We start from the raw sequence: 18,928 nt of genomic DNA on the forward strand, positions 1-18,928 counted from the left end.
AACGCAAAGAACGCGACTGGCAGTGTTGTGAACCAGGCTTGTATGTTACATGATGAAATCAGAAGGAAATGATCAATCTGTTGAGAACAAAGAGGGAGATACCATGTCTGGTCCTGATCCGAAAAATAAGCATCCGATGGCAGGTTTTCCACAGGTGTGCTTTATCAACAATACTGTCAATAATCCGAACATCATCATTGGGGATTACACCTATTATGATGATCCTGATGATTCAGAAAACTTCGAGCGCAACGTTCTGTATCACTTTCCTTTTATCGGCGACAAATTGATTATCGGCAAATTTTGCGCGCTTGCACGCGGTGTGAAATTCATCATGAACGGCGCCAACCACAAGATATCGGGTATATCGACTTATCCGTTTTATATCTTCGGTAACGGCTGGGAGAACGTCATGCCTGCCGCAGAAGAGCTTCCGTACAAAGGTGATACTGAAATCGGAAACGACGTGTGGATCGGGTATGACGCGTTGTTTATGCCCGGCGTAAAAATTGGCCACGGTGCCATTATCTCTTCACGCTCGGTGGTGACGGGCGATGTCCCCGCTTATGCCGTCGTCGGAGGGAATCCCGCTAAAGTGATCCGTTACCGGTTTGACGCGGAAACTATTGCTAAGCTGGAAGACATCGCGTGGTGGAACTGGCCTGTGGAGAAGATTTCCCGCAATCTGCCACGGATAGTTTCGGGTGATGTCGGGGCGCTGGTTTCCTGCGAATAAACCCGCTTTACCGGTAAGCCCTTCTGTCAGTTTGCCGGTAAAGATAACTGCCGACACCGTAGACCGGATCGCCCTGAAATCCGATTTTCTGCATCCCGATTTTCTCCAGAACACGCTGTGAGGCCAGATGATTTTCACGCACGGTAGCGGAAATTTGTGCTAATCCCAACCGTTCAAAGCCTGCATTGAGTGCCGCACTGGCAAACTCAGTTGCCAGTCCCTTTCCCCAGACTGTTTTCGCCAGCCGGTAGCCGAGAAATACCCGGTGATTATCGTAACCTTCGCGTACACTCAGCCCGCCAAATCCAATGATTTCCTCCGGATGATTGCGCAACGCGATCGCCCAATGCCCGTGACCGTAAGTGGGCCATTCCAGCAACCAGCCGTTGAGCTTGTCTCGTGCGAACTCCAGATTCGGATAGGGGCCACGCGGATTAAACTCATTGGTCTGCGGATCGCCGTAGATAGCAAAGAGTGAATGAACATCAGTGTCCGCAACCGGACGAAGCAATAGTCGGGATGTTTCAATGATCATAATGAGCGTTTTCCTCCTGTTACCTGAGTTAAATCTTAGCCTGAGTGGTGGAGTCCGCCATCCTCTCACGTAAAAAATCAATAAAGCGCCGCACCTTTTCCGGCACGTGGCGGGTATTGGGGTAGAGCGCAAAAATGCCTTGCTGTGGAAAATGGTGATCGGGCAGCAGATGGCACAGGCGACCGGCGTCGATTTCTGGCTGTACCAGCCAGTCGGGCAGCAGCGCGACACCGGCATCATGCAGCGCAAAAGCGAGCAACGCGCAGGCGCTGTCAGCGGCAATGACCGGTTGCGTATCGACCCGAAAGGGGAGGGTAGCGCCCTGATTGTCGGTTATCTTCCAGCTCATCGGCAGAGGAAGCCGACTGTGGGCAATCCATTTCAGCTGCGCCAGTTTTTGGGGCGTGGTGATCGTTCCTGTTTGCCGGAGAAAGGCGGGTGAGGCGACAGGCAAAATGCCAAACTGGCCGAGCGTGGCGGCATGATGGCTGGAATCCTCCAGATGCCCCAGGCGGATGGCCAGATCAAAGCGTCCGCTGATCAGATCATCATGATGAGAAGATGCAACATGCTGGACCCGCAGTTGCGGATGCAATGCGGCAAAAGCCGACAGCGCCGGTACCACCACTCGCGCACCATACTCTGGCGTACTGGTGATGCGTAACTGACCGCTCAGGCCGCCGTGATCGCGGCGCACGTCGTCAAGCACGGCTTCGGCTTCCTGCAATAACAACTGACAGCGCTGAAAAAAGCGCTCACCGGCATCGGTCAGCGCCACTCGCCGCGTGCTGCGGGTCAGCAGCGCAACGCCAGTTTCACTTTCCAGCAATTTTACATTGAAACTCACCACCGCTTTGGTGAGCCCCAGTGACGCAGCCGCACCGGTGAAACTTCCTGCAGTAGCGACGGCGACAAAAATCTCCAGTCGTTGTAAATTCAGCATACTAATTCACCTGATTGTCAAAATAATTTTGACAGTGTAACCCTGTGCTGTGCGTATATCCCGCAAAAGTTTTCCGCTACATTCCCGGCCTGACAGGTTAACGTGGAATTTATAAGTATGAATTATCGGACGCGCGTTGCCGTGGTGTATCTGCTCGGTTTCTTTGTCGATTTGATCAATATGTTTATCGCCAACGTGGCGTATCCCGGCATCGCGCGGCATTTTCAGGCGCCGGTCAGTGCGCTGGCGTGGGTCAGCACCGGGTACATTCTCGGGCTGACGCTGGTTATCCCGCTCAGCCGCTGGCTTGCCGCGAGATTCGGCGCACGCAGAATATTCATCATTTCGCTGGTCATCTTTATCCTCACCTCATTGGGGGCTGGCGCCGCCGGAAGTCTGATGTCACTTATCATGTGGCGAATTGTGCAAGGGCTGGGCGGAGGGTTACTGATTCCCATCGGACAGACGCTCACTTATGCCCTCTTTCGCAGCCATGAGCGCGCCAGACTTTCGGCGATGATCATGCTGGTCGGCCTGCTGGCCCCGGCATTATCACCCGCGTTCGGCGGTATGATAGTTGACAGTTTCAGCTGGCGCTGGGTATTCGTTGCCAGTCTGCCACTGGCGATACTGACGTGGGTTCTGGCCATTTTCTGGCTGCGTGACGATGAGGAAAATGAACCTGCCGGACAATTTGATTTATCAGGTTTTTTGCTGGCCGGAACGGCGCTGGCGCTGATTTTGCCAGGACTGACGATGCTCGGTGATACCGGGGATATCTCGATGGGTATCCTATTATTGCTTAGCGGGTTGATCCTGATGACGTTTTTTGTGCGTAAATCATTACAACAGTCGCGACCCTTGCTGGAGTTAAGGCTGATAAAGGATCCGCTGTTGCGAACCGCGATGCTTATCTATCAGTGTATTCCCGGCATATTTACCGGTATCAGTCTGATTGCCATGCTGTACCTGCAGCAGGAACTGCATTTTTCTGCCGCGCAGGCGGGCGGGCTGATGGTGCCCTGGTCGCTGGCTTCGTTTGTCGCCATCAGTGTGACCGGTAAGATGTTTAACCGGACGGGGCCGCGCGCCTTGTTCATTCCCGGATGCCTGATGCAGGGCATGGGCATAGGTTTTCTGGTGGCGCTCAGCGTAACCCCGCAACCTTGGCTGGCCGTTACCGCTTTCTCGCTGATGGGATTTGGCAGCAGTTTGTGCAGCAGTACGGCGCAAAGCTGCGCATTCCTGCAGGTTCAGCAGACACAGTTGGCCGATGCCAGCGCGCTGTGGAATATCAATCGCCAGCTCAGTTTTTGTCTCGGCGTGACAGGCGTCAGCGTTATGCTTAACGTTTTGCAGGTTTATTTTCCGCAGCACGCTTACCCGCTGACCTTTATTCTCGCCGCTGCCAGTGTGTTATTGCCGGTGATGTTATGCCTGAAATTGCCGGGTCGTGAGATTGCTCAGGCATTCAATTTGAAGGAAAAAAGATGAATCGTTATATCCAGGAAGTGTTCGACGCTCATGAGCTGATCCAGCGCTGGTTCAGCGATGCCGCTGCGCCGCAAAGTGTTTGTGATGAATTACTGGCTCGTTTTAGCCCGAAGTATTCCATGGTGACACTGACCGGCCATCAGCTTGATTATCCAAAACTGTGCGGATTTTTCGCCGCGCAACGCGGAGCCAAGGCTGGTTTGCAGATTGACGTCGGGCAGCCCGTGGTAATTGCCGAAAGCGCACGACATGGCGTGGTGGCCTATGAGGAACGCCAGCAATTACCGGGGCAGGCGGCAACATTACGCTATTCAACGGTAGTGTTTGAGGTTGACGAGCAGGGGCACATATTATGGCGACATCTGCATGAAACGGCGGCAGGGTGACAGTCAAAATAAACGCGTCTGTTTCGTAACCTCAGTTCATCCACAAAGCCCTGTCCTCTTTTGCAGGGCGATATCTTAATTCCCATCGCGAATTATTTCCCCAAAATGTGAAGGGAGTCATAAGCGATGGTCAAGGAGAGACGATTTTTTGGGTTACAAAATTATCCCCCTCTTAAGTGTTGCCGTATACTCCCTTCAAGCAGAGACAATCAGCATTCTCACTTCATCGTTTATGCCCGTTATTGTCGGCAAAGCAGGATCTCTTGCCGGACCTGCAATCACTTTTGATATGAGGGTTTCGTTATGGATAAGAAAGTCATCTATTTGTTTTGTTCCGCAGGAATGTCTACCTCATTGTTGGTTTCGAAAATGAAAGTCGTGGCAGAGAAATATGAAGTGCCGGTCATTATTGAAGCATTCCCGGAAACGCTGGCGGGGGAAAAAGGCGGTGCGGCAGATCTCGTGCTTCTGGGTCCACAAATTGCCTATATGCTTCCTGAAATTCAAAAAGTATTACCGGGTAAGCCTGTCGAAGTGATTGATTCTGTCATGTACGGAAAAATTGATGGGCTGGGCGTGCTGAAAGCGGCCGTCGCGTCTATCAAGAAAGCAGCAACTGCGTAATGTATGACTTTGCTTTATTTAGTTTTAAATTAGCGTTTATTTAAGTCAAAGAGAAATCCAGTCAAAGAGCGAATTTCATACCCTTGCCGTCGGATGGCGGCATTAAAGGAAAAATCGAATGAGTAAAGCTATTGATTCCCTGGAAAAGATATTACTTCCTTTTGCCGTTACAATTGGTAAGCAACCCCATATCAATGCCATTAAAAATGGTTTCATCAAATTAATGCCGCTGACCCTTGCCGGGGCGATGTTCGTTTTAATTAATAACGTCTTCCTTAACTTTGGCGACGGTTCTTTCTTTTATTCTTTAGGTGTGCGTTTAGATGCCTCCACGATTGAAACACTGAACGGTTTAAAAACTATTGGTGTGAATGTTTATAACGGGACATTAGGGATAATGTCGCTGATGGCGCCGTTCTTTATCGGCATGGCCATGGCGGAAGAACGAAAAGTAGACTCGCTGTCAGCAGGTTTGCTCGCCGTCGCTGCCTTTATGACCGTTACACCTTATAGCGTCGGTGAAGCTTACGCAGTAGGGGCTAACTGGTTAGGCGGTGCCAATATCATATCCGGTATGCTTATCGGTATCGTCGTCGCTGAAATGTTCGCTTTTATTATCCGCAGAAATTGGGTGATTACTTTACCGACAAGTGTCCCTACTTCCGTCGCGCGTTCATTCTCCGCGTTAATTCCAGGTTTTATTATTCTGTTTATTTTCGGGGTAATTTCCTGGCTGCTGGGATTATACGGTCATAACTTCCACCAGATTATTATGGACTCCATCTCTAAACCTCTGGCTTCGATGGGCAGCGTTGTGGGCTGGGCTTACGTCATCTTCAACTCCCTGCTTTGGTTCTTTGGTGTGCACGGTTCACTGGCGCTGACCGCGCTGGACAACGGCATTATGACCCCGTGGGCGCTGGAAAATATCGCCCTGTACACTGAGTACGGCTCAGTGAGTGCGGCGATAGAAGCGGGTAAAACCTTCCACTTCTGGGCCAAACCGATGCTGGATTCCTACATTCTGCTGGGTGGGTCCGGTGCGACGCTAGGTCTGATTATCGCGATTTTCATCGCGTCACGCCGCGCAGATCATCGTCAGGTAGCAAAACTGGCATTGCCGTCAGGCATCTTCCAGATTAACGAACCGATTCTGTTTGGTCTGCCGATCATCATGAACCCGGTGATGTTTATTCCATTCGTCCTGGTTCAGCCAATTTTGGCGGCCATTACGCTGGCGGCATACAGCATGGGTATTATTCCGCCGGTGACTAACCTCGCACCCTGGACGATGCCAACCGGCCTGGGGGCCTTCTTTAACAGTAACGGCAGCATCGCTGCATTGTTAGTCGCGTTGTTCAACCTCGGGATTGCCACGCTGGTGTATATACCTTTCGTTATATTGTCTAACAAGGCGCAGGCGATTATCGAGGAAGAAGAGAGCGAAGAAGATATCGCTGCAGCACTGAAATTCTAATCTAAGCCGGTGCAGGGCGGGCTCACCGCCCTGATTTTTACCGCAATCACGGAGAGATAAAAATGATTGATTTAGACAGCATCACTGATACGCAAGACGATATGCAGGAACTCGAAGAAGTAGTGATGGGGTTAATTATTAACTCCGGGCAGGCCCGCAGTCTGGCCTATGGCGCCCTAAAAAAAGCCAAAGAAGGCGATTTTGAACAAGCCAAAGCGTTAATGGATCAATCCCGTCTTTCGCTCAATGAAGCACATCTGGTGCAAACCAAACTGATTGAAGACGATATGGGCGAAGGCAAGATGAAAGTCAGCCTGATTCTGGTTCACGCACAAGATCACCTGATGACATCGATGCTGGCGCGTGAGTTAATCACGGAACTCATTGAGCTTCACGAGAAAATAAAATAACGTAGGGAGCCATAATGCAGCCACCGGTACTGAGTATGGAAATCAAGACAGCACGCGAAAATCAACTCTTCGACGGTCAGAATTTCCATATGTTCATCTACAACAAAGTAGAAAGCATTTCCGGGTTGCATGAGCATGACTACTACGAATTTACGGTCGTACTGACCGGCCGGTATTATCAGAATGTGAACGGGAAAAGGGTACTGTTAGAACGTGGTGATTTTGTTTTTATCCCATTAGGTTCGAATCATCAAAGCTTTTATGAATTTGGTGCGACGCGGATATTAAATGTCGGGATCAGTAAGGCGCTTTTCGAACAGCACTATTTATCATTATTACCTTCACATTTTGTCGCATCACAAGTGTATAAAATTAAAACTGAGTTTCTGACTTATATTGAATCAGTTATTGCTTCTCTGAATTTCCGCAACGGGGAGTTCAATGAGTTTCTGGAGATGGTGACGTTTTATATTGTCAACCGGTTACGTCACCACAGAGAATCTGAAGTAACAACGGATGCGCCAGTATGGCTGAAAATGGCCATTGAAAAAATGCATGATAAAGCGCAGTTCGGTGAAAAAGCATTGTCGAATATGGTGGAGTTGTCCGGTAAATCGCAGGAGTATCTGACCCGCGCCACGCAGCGACACTACGGCATGACGCCCATGCAGATTATCAATGAGATCCGGATTGATTTTGCGAAAAAGCAGCTTGAAATCACCAACTATTCGGTCACGGATATTGCATTCGAATCCGGATATAGCAGTCCGAGTATGTTTATCAAGAATTTTAAAAAGCTGACGTCTTTCACGCCGAATCATTATAGAAAGAAATTATGCAGTATTAATTAACTCAACATCTTATATTAATTTCTGTTTTCATTTGCAGTGCAATAGATTGCACGGGAGTTCCTATGAGCAAAAAACTGAAAGTCGTCACTATTGGTGGCGGGAGCAGCTATACCCCGGAATTACTGGAAGGCTTTATTAAGCGTTATGATGAACTGCCGGTTTCTGAATTATGGCTGGTAGATGTCGAAGGCGGAAAAGAAAAACAGGATATTATTTTCGACCTCTGCGTGCGTATGGTCAAACGCGCGGGCGTCCCTATTGAAATACATAAAACCCTGAACCGCCGCGAAGCGTTAGTCGACGCAGATTTCGTCACCACGCAGCTGCGCGTAGGTCAATTAAAAGCACGCGAGCTGGATGAGCGTATCCCGCTCAGCCACGGCTATCTGGGACAGGAAACCAACGGCGCGGGTGGCTTGTTCAAAGGGTTACGTACCATCCCGGTGATTTTTGACATCATTAAAGACGTCGAGGAAATCTGCCCGAATGCCTGGGTGATCAACTTCACCAATCCGGCAGGTATGGTCACCGAAGCGGTCTTCCGCCATACAAAATTCAAAAAATTCATCGGCGTTTGTAACATCCCTGTTGGCATGAAAATGTTCATTCAGGACGTACTCAGTCTTGAAAAGCAGGACGATTTGTCGATTGACCTCTTTGGTCTGAACCATATGGTATTTATCAAAGACGTGATCGTTAACGGGGAATCACGCTTTGCTGAACTGCTCGACGGCGTGGCGTCCGGCACACTTACCGCCGGTTCGGTCAAAAACATCTTTGATTTACCGTTCAGCGAAGGGCTGATCCGTTCACTGAACCTGTTGCCATGCTCGTATCTGCTGTACTACTTCAAACAGAAAGAAATGCTGGCGATTGAAATGGGCGAATTCTATAAAGGCGGTGCGCGCGCAACCGTGGTTCAGAAGGTCGAAAAGCAGTTGTTTGAGCTCTATAAAGATCCGGAACTGAGCGTAAAACCGAAAGAGCTTGAACTGCGGGGCGGTGCCTACTACTCCGATGCAGCATGCGAAGTGATCAGCGCCATTTATAACGACAAACAAACTGAGCAATACGTTAATTTCCCGCACAACGGGCACATTGATAATATTCCGGCGGAGTGGGCAATCGAAATGACCTGCACCATCGGGCGCGACGGTGCAACGCCTCATCCGCGGCTGACTCACTTTGATGATAAAGTCCTTGGGCTTATCCACACCATCAAAGGGTTTGAAATCGCGGCCAGCGAAGCGGCACTCAGCGGCAAATTCAACGATGTGTTGCTGGCGCTGAACCTTAGCCCGCTAATCCATTCGGACAAAGACGCTGAAATTTTGGCGCGTGAAATGCTGCTGGCACATGAAAAGCATCTGCCCAACTTCGCAGAAGCCATTGCCGCACTGAAATAACCCGCTTGCCTTCCCGTAAGGGAAGGCAATGCCAAGAGGGAATGATGGATAAATTACTGATAGTCAACGCCGATGATTTCGGGCTTTGCAAAGCGCAAAACTACGGCATTATTGAGGCATTCAGAAATGGCGTTGTCACCTCTACCACGGCGATGATGAATGCTGGCGGCGTTGAACATGCCGCCGCACTGAGTGCCGCAAACCCCGACCTTGCGGTAGGAATGCATTTTGTTCTGACGCTTGGAAAGCCTCTGTCGCTGATGCCAAACCTGGTGCGAAACGGCGAGCTGGGCAAATGGATCTGGGAAGTGGCGGAGCAGGGCACGTTGCCACTTGACCAAATTGCGCAGGAGCTGAGGTGTCAGTTTGCGCGTTTTGTCGAAATTTTTGGTCGCAAGCCGACACACATCGACAGCCATCACCACGTCCATATGATCCCGCAAATCTTCCCGATTGTGGAAGCTTTTGCGAATGAGCAGGGTATTCCGGTGCGTATTGACCGCGATGATCTCCGCAAAGGGGAGATCACGCTGAAAGGCGCGCAAAGTACGCAAGGTTTTGAGAGCGGATTTTATGGCGATGCAATTTCGGAAACGCTCTTTCTGGAAACGCTGGACAGCGCGCTGAAACGTGGCGAGTCGTCGCTGGAGGTCATGACCCATCCGTCATTTATCGATAATACGATTCTGGCGAGTAAGTACTGTTATCCCCGCCTGGCTGAGCTTGATGTGCTGACCTCTCCGACGTTGAAACAAGCGATTGCGGAACGCGGGTTCCGGCTGGGGACGTTTAAGGATCTCTGAGTTATCCATACGACAAAGGCCTGAAGGAATATTCAGGCCTTTTTTTATCGCTCAGAATATTTCAATCAGAACGAGAAACAAGAACAACCCAGCGCACCCCAGAATGCATTGTCATTGGAAACCGGCACGTCGGATCCTCTGGCAATATCGTGGCTGTGTTTATGCACGCCACAGGGGCCAGCGCACTGGTGAGCCTGTCGAACCAGCCCGACGCGTGCGGCACCTTCCGGTGGCGCGGAGCGATAATGCCCCGGTACGCGGGTGACCGGTGACCAGTCAGGTAATACAGGAATAGCAGTCGGTGCGAGGGGCGAGAAGCCGCCAGCGGCATAGACCACCTTGCCGTCCACCATTGTCATGACCGACTCAATCCCCCTGATGCGCTCTTCCGGCACGCTGAAGAAATCTTCAGAAAGTACCGCCAGATCGGCTAACTGCCCGGCTTTGATCTGCCCCTTTTTGCCTTGTTCGCTGGAGAACCAGGAGCTGCCCTGTGTCCACAGCATCAGCGCGGTTTCACGATCGATTCTGGCGTCATCGTCATACATCGCCATCCCGCCGACGGTGCGCCCGGACACCAGCCAGTACAGCGCGGTCCACGGATTATAGCTCGCGACGCGGGTGGCATCCGTCCCCAGTCCGACCGGCAATCCGGCTGCGAGCATTTTCGCCACCGGCGGCGTGTGTTTGGTCGCTTCGAGGCCATACCGTTCAGCGAAATATTCCCCCTGAAACGCCATGCGATGCTGAACGGCGATACCGCCGCCGAGCGCTTTTACACGTTCGATATTGCGCTGCGTAATGGTCTCAGCATGGTCGAAGAACCAGTGAAGACCGTCGAACGGGATATCGCTGTTTACTTTCTCGAAGACATCCAGCATCCGGCTGATCGACTCGTCATAAGTCGCGTGCAGGCGGAAAGGCCAGCGATGCTCGACCAGATGGCGCACCACGCGTTCCAGTTCTGCTTCCGTACCCGGCGGCAAATCCGGGCGCGGTTGCAGAAAATCTTCAAAGTCGGCGGCTGAAAACACCAGCATTTCGCCCGCGCCGTTATGGCGGTAAAAATCCGTGCCCTGACCGGGTTTCAACATATCGGTCCAGAGTGTGAAATCATCCAGCTCTTGTTTTGGGCGTTGGGTGAACAGGTTATATGCGATGCGGATTGTCAGCTGCTTCTTCTGATGAAGTTCATCAATGATCTGATAATCCTCAGGATAGTTCTGGAAACCGCCGCCTGCGTCGATAGCGCTGGTCAGTCCGAGGCGATTAAGCTCACGCATGAACTGACGGGTCGAGTTCACCTGTTGCTCAAGCGGCAGTTTCGGGCCTTTCGCCAGCGTCGAATATAAAATCATGGCATTCGGCTTGGCGATTAACATGCCAGTCGGGTTGCCGTTGCTGTCGCGCTGGATCTCGCCGCCGGGCGGGTTCGGTGTGTCTTTGGTGTAACCAACCACGTTAAGCGCCGCACGATTAAGCAGGGCACGATCGTATAAATGCAGGATAAAGACCGGCGTGTCGGGTGCCGCCTGATTAATTTCATCGAGCGTTGGCATACGGCGTTCAGCGAATTGAAACTCCGTCCAGCCGCCGACCACCCTTACCCATTGCGGGCTGGGTGTGCGCATCGCCTGGTCTTTTAGCATCCGCAACGCATCAGCCAGCGAGGGCACGCCTTCCCAGCGCAGCTCAAGATTGTAATTCAGACCGCCGCGAATCAGATGCAGGTGCGAGTCATTCAGGCCGGGGATCGTCGTATGACCTTGCAAATCGATTACCTGCGTCTGTCCATCGGCAAACTGCATCACTTCATTTTCAGTACCGACTGCTAGAAATTTACCGTCTTTAATCGCCACCGCATCGGCAAGTGGTTTTTCGCGATCGACGGTATGAAATTTGCCATTTATCAGGATCAGGGAAGCAAAACTGTTCATTGGAAAAGCTCCTGTCATTGCGCAGAAGTGCGCGTCAGCCATGAATGAAAAACTCGGGTTATAACGGGCATCCAGAGAAATACCACCAGCGCAACGACCGAGGCGTCATTGAGTAAATGACCCCCTTCCGTGCCTTTGAGCTGTGGCAAAAACTGCCCCCAAAACCAGGGCACAATGTGGGTAGAAGGGTAAATGACCAGTAATGTCAGCAGATATTGTTTCCAGCGGGCAGGTGGCCGGACATTTGCGGCAGGCGGCGTGAACCAGAATTCTGCACCGGGTCGGACTTCGGTCGCATCGCTTTGCAACAAGAGCGGGCTGACTTCCGCCACCAGCTGCTTGCGCAGATCGGAGTTATGCCAGGCATTAAGATTTTCCAGCGTGTCGAAGCGCACCAGAATAGTGTAGGGATCGCCGCTGCGGCTTGGGCGAATGACGTTGACGCCCAGATGCCCCGAAAAATTGCTCGCCTGCGGCATGATTTTATTCAGCCAGGTTTCGTACTGCTCCTCGCTGGCGGGCGCAATTTTATGAGTAATGACGAGTGTTACATGTTGCTGATGGGTTTGGGGCCTGGACATACATCACCTCATTTGATTGAAAATAATTATCGAATCAATGAAATGATGTTAGTCGGCAGGTTGGATCAATGATAGGCGAGAATTTTGGGCTTCTTGTTAAGTTTTTTTGTGAATCATTCCTCGCCCACCACGTGCAGGCTGCGTTGTTTCATTACGCGATGAAGATTGGATTCAAGCCAGTTGGCAAGTCCGGCAATCTGGTCTTTCACCTCAATCCCGAGTGGCGTCAGGCGGTACTCAACGTGCGGTGGTACTACTGGAAATGAACGGCGATCAACAAAGCCATCTTCTTCAAATGACTGTAGCGTCTGTGCCAGCATTTTCTCACTGACGCCGCCCACTTTGCGGCGCAGCTCGCTGAACCTGAGTGTCTCATCACTCAGGGCTATCAGCACCAGCAAACCCCATCGACTGGTGATGTGACGTAAAATCTCGCGTGAGGGGCAGTTAGGATCAAGCACTTCACCACGGCGAATTTGCTCGGTGAGCGGCATTTTTTCAGCGGGATGATCAGACGAAATTATTTTCATACTTACCTTTAGGTGCGTACTTACGAAAAGAAAGTATATCGCATAGGATGTTTCCACGGCGACGCTTTTCGCGCCTTCTGACAAAAATCTTGTGACTGACATTTTGGAGAAACAACATGATCGCAATTACCGGTGCCACCGGCCAGTTAGGCCGCCTTGTTATCGCTGCATTGTTGAAGAAAGTCCCCGCGAATCAGATCATTGCTGCCGTGCGCAGCCCTGAGAAAGCGAAAGACCTGGCAGATTTGGGTGTGGAAATTCGCCAGGCAGATTACAGCCAGCCGGCGACGCTCGACACCGCTTTTAAGGGCGTGGAAAAAGTGTTACTCATTTCCTCCAGCGAAGTCGGTCAGCGTGAAGCGCAACATGGTGCGGTGATTGCCGCGGCCAAACGCGCAGGCGTGAAACTGCTGGCCTACACCAGTCTGCTGCATGCCGATAAAAGCCCTTTGGGGCTGGGTGTAGAACATCGCGCGACCGAAAAAGCGCTAAGCGAATCCGGCGTCCCGTTTGTATTACTTCGTAACGGTTGGTACACCGAAAACTATGCGGCAAGCATCGCTCCGGCGCTGGCGCACAATGCCTTTATCGGTGCGGTGGGCGAAGGGCGTATTTCCTCTGCGGCGCGTCAGGACTATGCCGAGGCAGCAGCGGCGGTACTGAGTCTGGATAATCAGGCGGGCAAAGTATACGAACTGGCGGGTGACGAGTCTTATACGCTGGCAGAATTCACGGCGGAAATCGCGCAGCAGTCAGGCAAAAAAGTAGATTACATTAATATGAGCCAGGCCGATTTTTCTAACGCATTGAAAGGGGCCGGTTTACCCAACTGGCTGGCAGATATGCTGGCGGATTCTGATGCAGGGGCAGCGAAAGGCGCGCTGTTTGATGATTCTCATACATTGAGCAAGCTGATTGGTCGCCCGACAACGCCGGCGAAAGAAGTGATTGCCGCGGCGCTTAAAGCGTAAATAATCACGCATGGTAAGAAAGAATGTTTCCGGCCTGTTAGCGGTATGCTTTACAGGCCGTTTCTTTTTTAAATCACGTCGTCTTGCGTGGATAAAAGCACCAGCTCCAGCAGATTCCGGCAACCTTGCTGGTTGCTGACATTGGTCTCTTGCTCAAGCTGACGGACCAGCCCTTCAATAATGGCTTTGTTGCTCACCGGATAGCGGCTGTACAAAAGGCTGGAAACGACCCTGCCAAGAATCTCCACTTCGCTTAAGGTCTGATTTTCTTGCTGATTGAAGTATTCATTAATTTCTGTAACTGATTGTTCTGCTTCGAATTGCATGTAGACCTCCTTAAACTTCGCATGATAAAGGGTGACATGGGAAGTGTCTGTTGCCAGTCAGAAAGCATAGAATTGTGTAGCAACGCTTCACAATCGCCTTCCCTGTTTCATCTCAACCCTTTGGCTCAAATCTAAAAATACCAGCCAAGAAAAATTGTCTTTGGAAGAGGGGAAATCCGCGTTCTCCTCCAAAGACCAGGCTGAATATGCCCGTAAATGACGGACTAATGATAAAACAGGGGTATAGAGAAGTTATACAAAGATTGCAAATTTGTACAGGTTAGCCTGGGAAATATCTGAATAACGGGTTGCTGGCAATTGTAAGTAGCACGAATTGTACTGTTTGAATTACGCTCGATACATTCACGCGGTGATTTAGTTCAGTATGTAATGATCATTCTGGTTGCATTTTAACCGCTATACAAAACTCATTTGCTGCGTCAGAATGCCCGGCCCAAAAAACAGCGTATGAGGAACGATGCGGTGAAAATCAATGTCATCGGAACCAGCGGAAGCGGAAAATCAACGGTAGCGCGCGGGATCTCTGAGAAACTCAATATTCCTTATATTCAGCTGGATGCATTGTTTTGGCGTGCTGACTGGCAGGGCACACCGGACGAGATCTTTTTTGCAAAAATTGAAGAATCGCTGTCAGATAAAACTGGCTGGGTGATTGACGGGAATTACAAACGGACGCAATCCATCAAGTGGCGGGATGTGGATATGATTGTGTGGGTGGATTACGCCTTTGCGCGCACGTTGTATCAGGCTGTCCGGCGGGCGGCGACGCGCGCCTTGGGTCAGGAAGAAATCTGGCCGGGCACCGGCAACCGTGAGACGTTTCGTAAAAGTTTTTTCAGCAGAGATTCGATCATCTTGTGGACGCTGAAAACTTATCAAAAAAATCGCCGCCAGTATCAAGCATTGCTGACCGATGCCCGCTGGCAGCATGTCCGGTTTGTGCGTTTACGGTCACCCAAAGAGACGCGGTTATTTCTCAATAACTTGTCTCCGTTATTGTCCTTTGCGGGCTCGCTTTAGGTATCCCTGCGAATGGCGTGAATATTTACTGTTTTCTCACATACTTCGCATTCAGCACTATCTCTTTCCCTTTCTTCACCGTCTGCCCACTAATACTGATCAAATCCGAAGGATCAATTTCCTGCCCATCCCAGGCGGACGCAGGAATATGGGTTTCAATGGTGCCAGTTTTGTCGCGGAAGGTATAAGAATCACCGCCGTTCTTTTTAATGATAAAGCCTTCCAGCGTAACCCAGTTTAATGACTGCGTTTTCTTGATGCGCTCGACATTGTTTTCGTGAGCATCCTTGGTACCGCGCTGGCCGCTGTCTTGCTTGTGCTGCGGAGGTGGTGTGTCATCATTTTTGAAACCGCCACCGGTATCTGCCATGGCCTGACTGCTCATCGCAAACGCACCCAGTAAAATAAGAGTCCATTTTTTCATATCGATATCCTCTGCCTTATTTATTTATCCCTAAAAAGCATGGCAGAAAATGCGTACTTCTCCAGCCAACAGGCAAGAACCAGATAATTCCAGAAACGCACAACAGGGAGAAGTTAATATTCGATACCGGTCTGAACCGGTAAATCCAGCCCGTGCGCAATCGCCGCAGCAAAGGCATCAATTGCCGGGATTTGGCTGGCCGGGACATTTGGATAGACCAGCCACAGCTGGCTGCGCGGGGCGAAATCCTTCAGAGCATACAGTTCCAGTTCGGGGCGCAGCGCGTGATGTTCCACCAGCGCGCGCGGCATCAGGCCAAGACCACGTCCTTCGGCGATAAGCGAAAGCTGTAACGTCACACCAAAAGCCTCAAGATTGATTAGCAGCGGCAAACCTTGCTCAATCAGCGCACGTTGCAGCGCGGCGCGGAAACCGCAGCCTTCGGGATTGAGGATCCAGCCATGCTGATAGCACTCCTCCAGCCGCTGCGGCGGTTCTGCCGGGGCTTTCGGGCCGACTACGACTAAATCCACCGCACCGAGAGGTTGATTCTCGATACCTGAAGGAAACTGTTTGCTGGCCGGAAAGAGCACCACTGCGGCCTCCAGTTCCTGACGCTGAATGCGCAGCAATAACTCTTCGCCCCAGCCGCTTGATAAACGAGGTTGGATCTCAGGAAATTGCGCCGAAAGCATTTTCAACGCAGGCAGCAGGCTGCTTTCACTGAGGCTTTGCGGAACGGCCAGGCGCAGCAGGCCGGAAGGTGGGCTGTCGGCAGCCACCAGATCGCTGAGTGCATCGACCTCGCGCAGAATATGTCTGCATTGCTGATAAACGCGTTTACCCATCAGGGTGGGTTTTAGCGGTTTGGTTTGCCGGTTAAGCAAAGGAATGCCAAGAGACTCTTCGAAATTCTGCACACGGCGGGTGATAGCAGGTTGCGTCAGACCCAGTTCATCGGCGGCGAGACGCGTAGATTGCAGGCGGATCACGGCAACAAACGCGGTTAAATCTTCAATTTTCATGGCACTCAATGTCCGTCCAGATAATCAGGAATGAATCCACGCAGCATAATTCAATTTTCATAATGACGCTGGAATGCACTGCACATTTTTATGTGTGAATTGCATATTAGCTTATCCATAAAATGAATTTTGGTTGAGATTGACCGGTGCTAGCCTGTCATGAATGTTCATTAATAGGGGAAGGCGATGACTGCGTTACATACTGCGCCGTTGCGACAGTTTCTTGCTGATTTTACCCGGCTGATTCAGGCACCACATGGTCAGACCGAAGTGCTGGCGCAGGGCAGTGAACTGCTGGCGACGCTGATCCGCGAGGATAACTGGCTGGCGGAGGAATTCGCTCAGCCGCATGCTGAACATTATCAGCAGTATTTATTGTATGCCGATCCACTGTCACGTTTTTCAGTCGTTAGTTTCGTTTGGGGGCCGGGGCAAACCACGCCGGTTCACGATCACCGTGTCTGGGGGCTGATTGGCATGCTTCGCGGCGCGGAAATCAGTCAAAATTTTGCTCGCCACGGTGACGGAACGCTGCAAGTGCAGGGCGAACCGGTCACGCTGCAACCCGGTGATGTCGAGAAGATCGCGCCTGGCCTGCAGGATATTCATCAGGTCAGCAATCTCTACAGCGACCGGGTATCCGTCAGCATCCACGTCTACGGCGGCAATATCGGTGCCGTCTCACGCGCGGTGTATCTCCCTGACGGGCGCGAGAAAACCTTTATTTCCGGCTATTCCAATTCCTGTCTTCCCAACCTCTGGGACCTGTCAAAAGAGATAACTTATGTCTGACTCTCATACATTACCGCTGCGTCATTTCTCTGAAATTCATCAGGCCCTGCGCGAAGGGCTGGAAGTGGCGCTGATTGATGTCCGTGAAGAAGCCGCATTTGCGACCGGTCATCCGTTATTTGCCGCGAATCTGGCGTTATCTAAGCTCGAACTTGAAGTACTGGATCGTATTCCGAACCGCCAGACAGCAGTGACCTTGTATGACAACGGTGAGTTCTATGATGTGCAGCACGGCGAGCGTAAAACTACGCGGGCGGCGGCTTTGCTGCACTCGCTGGGTTATAAAAATGTGGGGGCGCTGGCAGGCGATCTGGCTGGCTGGAAAGAGGCGGGCGGCGAGATCTTTATTGATGTGAATGCCCCGAGCAAAGCCTTCGGCGAATGGGTGGAACACCATTACCAGACCCCGTCGCTGACCGCTGAACAGGTGTTGGCGCTGCAACAACAGGGCGCAAATATCGCGGTACTGGATGTCCGTCGGTTTGATGAGTATCAGGCGATGAGCATTCCCGGCGGCGTCAGTGTACCGGGTGGTGAACTGGCATTGCGTTTACGTGACGCGGTTCCCGATAAAAATACGCAGGTGATCGTCAATTGTGCCGGACGTACGCGCAGTATTATCGGTACGCAGTCGCTAATCAACGCCGGTTTTAAACAACCGATCGCGGCATTGCGTAACGGGACAATCGGCTGGACGCTGGCGGGTCAGACGCTGGCTCATCAGCAGAACGCCACGTTCCCGGAACTGAGTGAAAAATCCCATCAGGCAGCGTTGCATGGCGCGCAGGCTCTGGCTATCCGTGCGGGCGTACGATCAGTGACGTTGTCACAAATTCACGACTGGCAGCAGGATGATTCCCGCACTTTATATCTCTTTGATGTACGCACCGCGGAAGAATTCCGGGCAGGTCATTTGCCGGGTGCACGCCATGTGGCCGGCGGTCAGTTGGTACAGGAAACAGATCACTACGCTACGGTTCGTGGTGGGCGAATTGTCCTGGTGGATGATGATGGGGTTCGTGCAAACATGGCGGCATCATGGCTGGCGCAAATGAAATGGGAAGTGTACGTGGCCGATATTACGGCAGAAGATTTCGCCGAACAGGGTGACTGGAAAGCACACGTCGCTCCGGCTCCGGCGGTGGAGTCTGTGACGCCACCGCAGCTGCAACGCTGGCTGGAAGACGGTGACACCAGCGTCATTGACCTCACCACCAGCGCAAATTTCCGCAACCGGCGTATTCCGGGCGCAGTGTGGACAACGCGCAGCAATATTCCGCAGATAATTGCTTCGCATCCGGAGAAACAGCGCTGGGTAGTGACCTGCACCAGTGGTTTACTGGCGCGTTATGCCGTCACGGAAGTGGCGTTATTAACGGCTAAAAATACCTATTTACTGGAGAAAGGTACGGTCGGGTGGATTGATGCAGGACTGCCGCTTGAGCGGGGCGATAGTGCGTATCTGGACAATCCGCAGGACAGATATCGCCGTCCGTACGAAGGAACGGATGTCAGTGCACAGGCGATGCAGGATTATCTGGACTGGGAATATGGGCTGGTGGAGCAGCTGGAGAAAGATGACTCGCACGGTTTTACATTGTTGAAATAAGCAAGAGAAAGAAGGCTGACGCCTCTG

The 18,928-nt window shown here is 51.5% G+C and carries 21 protein-coding genes; 13 read left to right on the forward strand and 8 right to left on the reverse strand.

The window, feature by feature from the left end:
- Positions 1-103 precede the first annotated feature (103 nt).
- Positions 104-736 carry a Vat family streptogramin A O-acetyltransferase gene (gene vat, locus GE278_22150; GenBank protein ID QLK63496.1) on the forward strand — a complete coding sequence of 211 codons (633 nt, stop codon included), beginning with the start codon at positions 104-106 and terminating at the stop codon, positions 734-736.
- Positions 737-743: 7 nt separating this feature from the next.
- Here vat and GE278_22155 read toward each other — a convergent pair whose 3' ends face one another.
- Positions 744-1,271 carry a GNAT family N-acetyltransferase gene (locus tag GE278_22155; protein QLK63497.1) on the reverse strand — a complete coding sequence of 176 codons (528 nt, stop codon included), beginning with the start codon at positions 1,269-1,271 and terminating at the stop codon, positions 744-746.
- A 28-nt stretch (positions 1,272-1,299) separates the two neighbouring features.
- Complete coding sequence (locus GE278_22160; protein ID QLK63498.1) at positions 1,300-2,214, reverse strand: LysR family transcriptional regulator; 915 nt, start codon at positions 2,212-2,214, stop codon at positions 1,300-1,302.
- A gap of 117 nt (positions 2,215-2,331) precedes the next feature.
- Between GE278_22160 and GE278_22165 the strand changes: the two genes are divergently transcribed.
- The 8 genes from GE278_22165 (at position 2,332) to chbG (ending at position 9,665) form a co-directional block, all read left to right on the forward strand.
- A complete protein-coding gene (locus GE278_22165) occupies positions 2,332-3,708 on the forward strand; it encodes an MFS transporter (GenBank protein QLK63499.1) in 1,377 nt (458 codons plus the stop codon).
- On the forward strand, positions 3,705-4,094 hold the full coding sequence (locus GE278_22170) for a DUF4440 domain-containing protein (GenBank protein QLK63500.1): 390 nt from the start codon (positions 3,705-3,707) through the stop codon (positions 4,092-4,094). The genes GE278_22165 and GE278_22170 overlap by 4 nt, the downstream gene beginning before the upstream one ends.
- 303 nt (positions 4,095-4,397) lie before the next feature.
- Entirely contained in the window at positions 4,398-4,718 is a 321-nt protein-coding gene (locus GE278_22175; protein ID QLK63501.1) for a PTS sugar transporter subunit IIB, read from the forward strand.
- 118 nt (positions 4,719-4,836) lie between these two features.
- Entirely contained in the window at positions 4,837-6,195 is a 1,359-nt protein-coding gene (gene chbC / locus GE278_22180; GenBank protein QLK63502.1) for a PTS N,N'-diacetylchitobiose transporter subunit IIC, read from the forward strand.
- A gap of 62 nt (positions 6,196-6,257) precedes the next feature.
- Positions 6,258-6,605: a PTS N,N'-diacetylchitobiose transporter subunit IIA gene (gene chbA / locus GE278_22185; protein ID QLK63503.1), complete on the forward strand. Its 348-nt coding sequence runs from the start codon at positions 6,258-6,260 to the stop codon at positions 6,603-6,605.
- A gap of 14 nt (positions 6,606-6,619) precedes the next feature.
- Positions 6,620-7,456: a transcriptional regulator ChbR gene (chbR, locus tag GE278_22190; protein ID QLK63504.1), complete on the forward strand. Its 837-nt coding sequence runs from the start codon at positions 6,620-6,622 to the stop codon at positions 7,454-7,456.
- Between the two features lie 62 nt (positions 7,457-7,518).
- Complete coding sequence (locus tag GE278_22195; GenBank protein ID QLK63505.1) at positions 7,519-8,862, forward strand: 6-phospho-beta-glucosidase; 1,344 nt, start codon at positions 7,519-7,521, stop codon at positions 8,860-8,862.
- Between the two features lie 44 nt (positions 8,863-8,906).
- Positions 8,907-9,665, forward strand: coding sequence for a chitin disaccharide deacetylase (gene chbG / locus GE278_22200; protein QLK63737.1), 759 nt, complete (start codon positions 8,907-8,909; stop codon positions 9,663-9,665).
- Between the two features lie 65 nt (positions 9,666-9,730).
- Here chbG and GE278_22205 read toward each other — a convergent pair whose 3' ends face one another.
- From GE278_22205 to GE278_22215, 3 genes are all read right to left on the reverse strand, one after another.
- A complete protein-coding gene (locus GE278_22205; GenBank protein QLK63506.1) occupies positions 9,731-11,602 on the reverse strand; it encodes an amidohydrolase family protein in 1,872 nt (623 codons plus the stop codon).
- Positions 11,603-11,616: 14 nt separating this feature from the next.
- Positions 11,617-12,183, reverse strand: coding sequence for an antibiotic biosynthesis monooxygenase (locus GE278_22210; GenBank protein ID QLK63507.1), 567 nt, complete (start codon positions 12,181-12,183; stop codon positions 11,617-11,619).
- A 113-nt stretch (positions 12,184-12,296) separates the two neighbouring features.
- Positions 12,297-12,713, reverse strand: coding sequence for a transcriptional regulator (locus GE278_22215; GenBank protein ID QLK63508.1), 417 nt, complete (start codon positions 12,711-12,713; stop codon positions 12,297-12,299).
- 116 nt (positions 12,714-12,829) lie between these two features.
- Between GE278_22215 and GE278_22220 the strand changes: the two genes are divergently transcribed.
- Positions 12,830-13,684 carry an NAD(P)H-binding protein gene (locus tag GE278_22220; GenBank protein QLK63509.1) on the forward strand — a complete coding sequence of 285 codons (855 nt, stop codon included), beginning with the start codon at positions 12,830-12,832 and terminating at the stop codon, positions 13,682-13,684.
- Between the two features lie 68 nt (positions 13,685-13,752).
- On the opposite strand, the gene GE278_22225 is transcribed toward GE278_22220, so the two are convergent.
- Complete coding sequence (locus GE278_22225; protein QLK63510.1) at positions 13,753-14,010, reverse strand: biofilm development protein AriR; 258 nt, start codon at positions 14,008-14,010, stop codon at positions 13,753-13,755.
- Positions 14,011-14,493: 483 nt separating this feature from the next.
- Here GE278_22225 and GE278_22230 point away from each other — a divergent pair, with 483 nt between their 5' ends.
- The gene (locus tag GE278_22230) at positions 14,494-15,051 is read left to right on the forward strand and encodes an adenylate kinase (GenBank protein QLK63511.1); all 558 of its coding nucleotides are present in this window, start codon (positions 14,494-14,496) and stop codon (positions 15,049-15,051) included.
- Positions 15,052-15,076: 25 nt separating this feature from the next.
- On the opposite strand, the gene GE278_22235 is transcribed toward GE278_22230, so the two are convergent.
- Both GE278_22235 and GE278_22240 read right to left on the reverse strand, forming a co-directional pair.
- Entirely contained in the window at positions 15,077-15,475 is a 399-nt protein-coding gene (locus GE278_22235; protein QLK63512.1) for a NirD/YgiW/YdeI family stress tolerance protein, read from the reverse strand.
- Positions 15,476-15,588: 113 nt separating this feature from the next.
- Positions 15,589-16,500 (reverse strand): LysR family transcriptional regulator, encoded by a 912-nt coding sequence (locus tag GE278_22240; GenBank protein QLK63513.1) that lies wholly within the window; start codon positions 16,498-16,500, stop codon positions 15,589-15,591.
- Between the two features lie 186 nt (positions 16,501-16,686).
- Here GE278_22240 and GE278_22245 point away from each other — a divergent pair, with 186 nt between their 5' ends.
- Together GE278_22245 and GE278_22250 are read left to right on the forward strand one after the other, a co-directional pair.
- Complete coding sequence (locus GE278_22245; protein ID QLK63514.1) at positions 16,687-17,292, forward strand: cysteine dioxygenase; 606 nt, start codon at positions 16,687-16,689, stop codon at positions 17,290-17,292.
- Positions 17,285-18,901 (forward strand): rhodanese-related sulfurtransferase, encoded by a 1,617-nt coding sequence (locus GE278_22250; GenBank protein ID QLK63515.1) that lies wholly within the window; start codon positions 17,285-17,287, stop codon positions 18,899-18,901. Before GE278_22245 ends, GE278_22250 begins: the two co-directional genes overlap by 8 nt.
- The last annotated feature ends 27 nt before the right edge of the window (positions 18,902-18,928 follow it).

The sequence above is a fragment of the Enterobacteriaceae bacterium Kacie_13 genome (assembly GCA_013457415.1).
Classification (GTDB): domain Bacteria; phylum Pseudomonadota; class Gammaproteobacteria; order Enterobacterales; family Enterobacteriaceae; genus Rahnella.

Bases quoted from the DNA above. Each gene is read 5' to 3' on its own strand.
- GE278_22225 (QLK63510.1), bottom strand. From the start codon at position 14,010: ATGCAATTCGAAGCAGAACAATCAGTTACAGAAATTAATGAATACTTC.
- GE278_22215 (QLK63508.1), bottom strand. From the start codon at position 12,713: ATGAAAATAATTTCGTCTGATCATCCCGCTGAAAAAATGCCGCTCACC.
- chbA (QLK63503.1), top strand. From the start codon at position 6,258: ATGATTGATTTAGACAGCATCACTGATACGCAAGACGATATGCAGGAA.
- GE278_22165 (QLK63499.1), top strand. From the start codon at position 2,332: ATGAATTATCGGACGCGCGTTGCCGTGGTGTATCTGCTCGGTTTCTTT.
- GE278_22240 (QLK63513.1), bottom strand. From the start codon at position 16,500: ATGAAAATTGAAGATTTAACCGCGTTTGTTGCCGTGATCCGCCTGCAA.
- GE278_22195 (QLK63505.1), top strand. From the start codon at position 7,519: ATGAGCAAAAAACTGAAAGTCGTCACTATTGGTGGCGGGAGCAGCTAT.
- GE278_22170 (QLK63500.1), top strand. From the start codon at position 3,705: ATGAATCGTTATATCCAGGAAGTGTTCGACGCTCATGAGCTGATCCAG.
- GE278_22245 (QLK63514.1), top strand. From the start codon at position 16,687: ATGACTGCGTTACATACTGCGCCGTTGCGACAGTTTCTTGCTGATTTT.
- chbG (QLK63737.1), top strand. From the start codon at position 8,907: ATGGATAAATTACTGATAGTCAACGCCGATGATTTCGGGCTTTGCAAA.
- chbR (QLK63504.1), top strand. From the start codon at position 6,620: ATGCAGCCACCGGTACTGAGTATGGAAATCAAGACAGCACGCGAAAAT.
- GE278_22155 (QLK63497.1), bottom strand. From the start codon at position 1,271: ATGATCATTGAAACATCCCGACTATTGCTTCGTCCGGTTGCGGACACT.
- GE278_22210 (QLK63507.1), bottom strand. From the start codon at position 12,183: ATGTCCAGGCCCCAAACCCATCAGCAACATGTAACACTCGTCATTACT.
- chbC (QLK63502.1), top strand. From the start codon at position 4,837: ATGAGTAAAGCTATTGATTCCCTGGAAAAGATATTACTTCCTTTTGCC.
- GE278_22220 (QLK63509.1), top strand. From the start codon at position 12,830: ATGATCGCAATTACCGGTGCCACCGGCCAGTTAGGCCGCCTTGTTATC.
- vat (QLK63496.1), top strand. From the start codon at position 104: ATGTCTGGTCCTGATCCGAAAAATAAGCATCCGATGGCAGGTTTTCCA.
- GE278_22205 (QLK63506.1), bottom strand. From the start codon at position 11,602: ATGAACAGTTTTGCTTCCCTGATCCTGATAAATGGCAAATTTCATACC.
- GE278_22235 (QLK63512.1), bottom strand. From the start codon at position 15,475: ATGAAAAAATGGACTCTTATTTTACTGGGTGCGTTTGCGATGAGCAGT.
- GE278_22250 (QLK63515.1), top strand. From the start codon at position 17,285: ATGTCTGACTCTCATACATTACCGCTGCGTCATTTCTCTGAAATTCAT.
- GE278_22160 (QLK63498.1), bottom strand. From the start codon at position 2,214: ATGCTGAATTTACAACGACTGGAGATTTTTGTCGCCGTCGCTACTGCA.
- GE278_22175 (QLK63501.1), top strand. From the start codon at position 4,398: ATGGATAAGAAAGTCATCTATTTGTTTTGTTCCGCAGGAATGTCTACC.